This window comes from Pigmentiphaga sp. (assembly GCF_019689535.1).
In the GTDB taxonomy this organism is placed as follows: domain Bacteria; phylum Pseudomonadota; class Gammaproteobacteria; order Burkholderiales; family Burkholderiaceae_B; genus Pigmentiphaga.
This window is the reverse complement of sequence record NZ_JADGHH010000236.1, coordinates 1-4664: the sequence shown is the minus strand read 5'-3', so window position 1 is coordinate 4664 and position 4664 is coordinate 1. Positions and strand designations below refer to the sequence as shown.

Sequence of the window (4664 nt, the reverse complement as noted above, 5' to 3'; positions counted from 1 at the left end):
CCTCCCCACCCAGGTGAGCGTCATTGCGCCCGCACCCGACCATAGCCAAAACGAATATCGACGACGGAGAAATTCATTCTCCATGACAATCGGGATTGCCTAGACTTGTACCGGCGAAAACCGGCTCACTCCCACGAGCCCTTCCAAACGAACGAGAGAAGACATGAACACACAAGCCAAAGTCGTCGAGGGCAAAGCGACGCCCCGCGGCAAGTATCCCCACATCAAGCGCGCTGGCGATTTCCTCTTCGTTTCCGGCACCAGCTCGCGCCGGGCGGACAACTCGTTCGCCGGCGTCCAGGCCGACGCAATGGGCACGACCCAGTTCGACATCCGCGCTCAGACCCGGGCCGTGCTCGAAAACATTCGAGACATCCTGGCCACTCAGGGTGCCTCGCTGTCTGACGTCGTGGAGATCACGACCTTCCTGGTCGACATGGGAGATTTCGGCGGCTACAACGAAGTGTACGGAGAGTTCTTCGACTTCAATGGCCCGGCGCGCACGACGGTCGCGGTCCACCAACTGCCCCATCCCCACCTGCGCATCGAGATCAAGGCGGTCGCCTACAAGCCGCTCTGATCCATCACGCCCATCCGGAATACACCATGAAAATCGACATGCATGCACACCACTTCCCCCGCATTACCCGGGAGGAAGCCGCCGCACTCAGCGCCGAGCGCGCCCCCTGGCTGCGCGTGGACGAGGGCGGCAAGACCGGGCAGATCATGCGCGCCGACAAGCCGTTCCGGCCCGTATACGACGCCCTGTGGGATCCACGGGCGCGCTTGGCCGAAATGGACGCGCAAGGGGTAGACATCCAGATCACCTGCGCCACGCCCATCATGTTCGGCTACGAATTCTCGCCCGAGAAAGTGCTGCCGTGGGCCCAGCGCATGAACGACCTCGCGCTTGAATTCTGCGCGGCTGCGCCCAAGCGGCTCGTGCCGCTCGCGCAGGTGCCCCTGCAGGACATCGACGCCGCCTGCCGCGAAGCGTCACGCGCCAAGGCGAGCGGCCATTACGGCGTCCAGATCGGCAACCACCTGGGCGACCGGGACCTCGACGACGAAGGCCTGGTGACTTTCCTGCAGCACTGCGCGAACGAAAACATTCCGCTGCTGGTGCACCCGTGGGACATGATGGGCGGCAATCGCATGAAGCAATGGATGCTGCCCTGGTTAGTGGCCATGCCTGCGGAAACCCAGCTGGGCATCCTGTCGCTGATCCTCTCGGGCGCCTTCGAGCGTATCCCGGAATCGCTGAAGATCTGCTTCGCCCATGGCGGCGGCTCCTTCGCATTCATGCTGGGTCGCGTGGACAACGCCTGGAAGCATCGCGACATCGTCCGCAAGGACTGCCCGCGGCCGCCTTCGGAATACGTCAAGCGCTTCTACGTCGATTCGGCAGTCTTCGACCCGCGGTCCCTGCGGCTGCTGGCCGAAGTCATGGGCACGGACCGCATCATGCTGGGGTCGGACTATCCGTTCCCCCTGGGCGAGCAGTCCATCGGCAAGCTGGTGGCCGAGCAGCCCGGCTTCACCGATGCAGACAAGCGGGCGATCTACGCCGACAATGCCATCGAATTCTTCGGGCTACAGCAATTGGTCGCCTGATCCCGTTTCCTCACCCACCTCAAGGAAATACGCCATGGCCTTCAACGCCCCATTGCGATACCTGACTGCCGCCATCACCCTCGGCTTGGGCCTCTCGGCCGCGGCCGCCCATGCCGAGTACCCCGATCGTCCGATCCGGCTGGTCGTGCCAGCGCCGCCCGGCGACGGCTCCGACCAACTGGCGCGCAATGTAGGCAAGGCCATGGGCGACGTGCTCAGCCAAAGCCTGGTCATCGAAAACAAACCCGGTGCAGGCGGCAGCATCGCATCGGACATCGTCGCCAAGGCGGCCCCCGACGGCTACACGGTGCTGCTGGGCAACGCCAGTTCGCACGCCGTCACCCCCGGCCTCTACAGCAAGCTGCCATTCGATGCAGAGAAAGACTTCGCGGCTGTCACGCTGCTGGCGAGCGCCCCCAACGTATTAGTCATCAACCCTGCGTTGCCGGCCCAGAACATCGGCGAGTTCATTGCCTATGCGCGGGCCAACCCTGGCAAGCTGAACGTCGGCTCCGGCGGCAATGGCAGCCTATCGCACCTGTCGGCCATTCTGTTCAACTCCATGGCCGGCACCGACATCCCGCACGTCCCCTACAAGGGCGCCGCGCCAGCGGTGACCGCCGTGATGAGCGGCGAGATCTCGGCCTTGATGATCAACATTCCGACCGTCTCGCAGCAAATCCAGGCCGGCAAGCTGCGTGCGCTTGCGGTCAGCAGCCCGGAACGCTCCCCCGTGCTCCCGGATGTGCCAACGCTGGACGAAGCCGGGCTGAAGGGCTACAACACCCAGGCTTGGTTCGGGCTGTTCGTGCCTGCCAAGACTCCGGCTCCCGTCGTGGCCAAGCTCCAAGCCGCTGCGGCCGCCGCCCTCAAGAATGACGCAGTGCTGAACAACATCAAGAACATGGGTGCGGTGCCCCAAGGCATGAGCGGCCCCGCCTTCGCCGACTTCGTGAAGACCGAAGCCGCGAAATACGGCGCCATCATCAAGCAAGCGAACGTGCGAATCGACTAAGCTAGAGGCTTCGTCATTCGTACTGGCCGCGGCCGACGCCGCGGCCGCATCGCCGGCATGAAACGAAGCATTTCGACTCATCCCCCCCTCCTCCACGGCACCCTGCGCTGCGCGCGGGCCTGCGCATGACGGGGCCGGCCATCCGCCTCGTGATCGGACCGTGGCCAGCGCTGCGCAGTGACGCCTCATCGATCCGCGAGGCCGTGTTCGTCGAAGAGCAGTCCGTTCCCCTGGAATTCGAGTACGACGACGCCGACGCCGTCAGCCTGCATGCCGTGGCCTACGACTCCGCCGGCCGCCCGCTGGGCACGGGTCGCCTGTTGCCCGACGGCCATATCGGCCGCATGGCGGTACATCGCCATGCGCGGGGAGCCGGCATCGGCGGCGCGATTCTCGACGCGCTGATCGAGGAAGCGCGGCGCCGCAACCACCGGCGGCTCCTGCTACACGCCCAGACACGCGCCCGCCGGTTCTACGAAACGCGCGGCTTCCGGGCCGAGGGCGACGAATTCATGGAAGCGGGCATCCCCCACGTATTGATGGCGCTGTCGCTGGAGGACGGCACCGGGGACGCCCCGGCAGCCGGGCGTTGAGCCGATCCATGCAGTCACGATCGGTCGAGCCCGAAATCCTCAGGCTGCAGGCGGGTCACGGTGCCATGTTCGCCAGCCGGTGCGGCGGCGGCCACGTCGTGGATCTCCGCCTGTCCGGCCAAATATGCCGCAAGCAGGTGATCGGCACGTTCGTCCGGCGCCCCGAAGCGCAGGCGCAAGACGCGCGCATCCACCTCGTACACCTGCGGGCCGCGCGTCTCGTGGAAAAGCGTGAAACGAACGCCCTGCGCCGTCGCGAGCGGCGTAGATCCTGCGGCAAGTCGATTGGGCATGGCATGCCTCCGGTAGACTGCGGCCGACGCACGCTCCGGCTCCGGGCGCCATCGCCGTTCGATTCTTTTTTGTACGCCGGCTCGCTGCGCGGCGCCTCGGGCGGCCGCCGGCTCCGCATGCGCCCGCAAACATCGTTCCCAAACCGCGCCGCCGTGCGCGCATGTCCGTCATGACCACCGAAAGCCGTCCCACTCTCGCTCGTGCCGTGTCTCCCGCCATGGCGCTGTTGGGCATCCTGCTGGTTGCCGCCACCCTCCGTACACCGCTGACCGGTGTCGGCCCGCTGTTGGGCCATATCCGGGCCTCGACCGGCTTGGACGCAAGCAGCGCCGGATGGCTCAACACCCTGCCGCTGCTCGCTTTTGGGGTTTTTTCCGTGCTCACGCCTGCCTTGGGCCGCCGCCTGGGGTTGGAACGCATCCTGTGCTTTGCCATGGGCATGCTCTCGGCCGGCATCGTCCTGCGGTCGGTACCAGGCATCATCCCGCTGTTCCTGGGCACCCTGGTCGCCGGCGTCGCCATTGCAGTGGGCAACGTCATGCTGCCGGCCGTGGTCAAGCGCGAATTCCCGCAACGCATCGGCCCGTTGACCGGCCTCTATTCGGTGGTCATGAGCATGTCTTCGGGACTGGTCGCCGGCATGGCCGTGCCGTTAGCCGACGCCCTGCCCGGAGGCTGGCGCACCGCGCTAGCCTGCTCGCTCATCTTCACCGTGCCGGCAGCCCTGGTCTGGCTGGGACGCTGGCGTCGCGCCGCGGCCGCCGAAGCGCCGGCCGCGTCCACCCAGCCGGTGCCCGTCAACGTCTGGCGGTCATGGCTGGCCTGGCAAGTCACGCTATTCACCGGCATCCAGGCATTCAATTTCTACATCCTCATGGCCTGGCTGCCGTCCATGCTCCACGAGACGGGCATGAGCCCCCTGCTGGCCGGCTGGATGGTGACCCTGATGCAAGTGGCCTCCCTGTTCGGCAACATCGCCACGTCGTGGGTCACCGGACGGGTACGCGACCAGAAAGCCCTGGGGGTCTTCATTTCCGTGCTTTGCCTGGTTGGATTCGCCGGCATGGCGCTCTTCCCCGCGTGGATCATGGCCTGGGTCTGCATCGCGGGACTCGGGCTGGGCGGGAGCCTCTTGCTCTCCTTGGCAT

Annotated in this window: 6 protein-coding genes; 5 read left to right on the top strand and 1 reads right to left on the bottom strand. The window is 66.0% G+C overall.

Annotated elements, in window-relative coordinates; all coding sequences use genetic code 11:
- The first annotated feature begins 163 nt into the window (after nt 1-163).
- From IRZ12_RS15770 to IRZ12_RS15755, 4 genes are all read left to right on the top strand, one after another.
- Nucleotides 164-580, top strand: a complete 417-nt coding sequence (locus IRZ12_RS15770) for a RidA family protein (protein ID WP_296470417.1) — start codon at nt 164-166, stop codon at nt 578-580.
- A gap of 26 nt (nt 581-606) precedes the next feature.
- On the top strand, nt 607-1614 hold the full coding sequence (locus tag IRZ12_RS15765; protein ID WP_296470414.1) for an amidohydrolase family protein: 1008 nt from the start codon (nt 607-609) through the stop codon (nt 1612-1614).
- Between the two features lie 34 nt (nt 1615-1648).
- Entirely contained in the window at nt 1649-2629 is a 981-nt protein-coding gene (locus IRZ12_RS15760; protein ID WP_296470410.1) for a tripartite tricarboxylate transporter substrate binding protein, read from the top strand.
- 125 nt (nt 2630-2754) lie between these two features.
- Complete coding sequence (locus IRZ12_RS15755; RefSeq protein ID WP_296470407.1) at nt 2755-3222, top strand: GNAT family N-acetyltransferase; 468 nt, start codon at nt 2755-2757, stop codon at nt 3220-3222.
- 14 nt (nt 3223-3236) lie between these two features.
- Here IRZ12_RS15755 and IRZ12_RS15750 read toward each other — a convergent pair whose 3' ends face one another.
- Nucleotides 3237-3515: a hypothetical protein gene (locus tag IRZ12_RS15750; protein ID WP_296470402.1), complete on the bottom strand. Its 279-nt coding sequence runs from the start codon at nt 3513-3515 to the stop codon at nt 3237-3239.
- Between the two features lie 170 nt (nt 3516-3685).
- Here IRZ12_RS15750 and IRZ12_RS15745 point away from each other — a divergent pair.
- Nucleotides 3686-4664 (top strand): MFS transporter (locus IRZ12_RS15745; protein ID WP_296470397.1); only part of this gene is annotated, 979 nt, incomplete at its 3' end.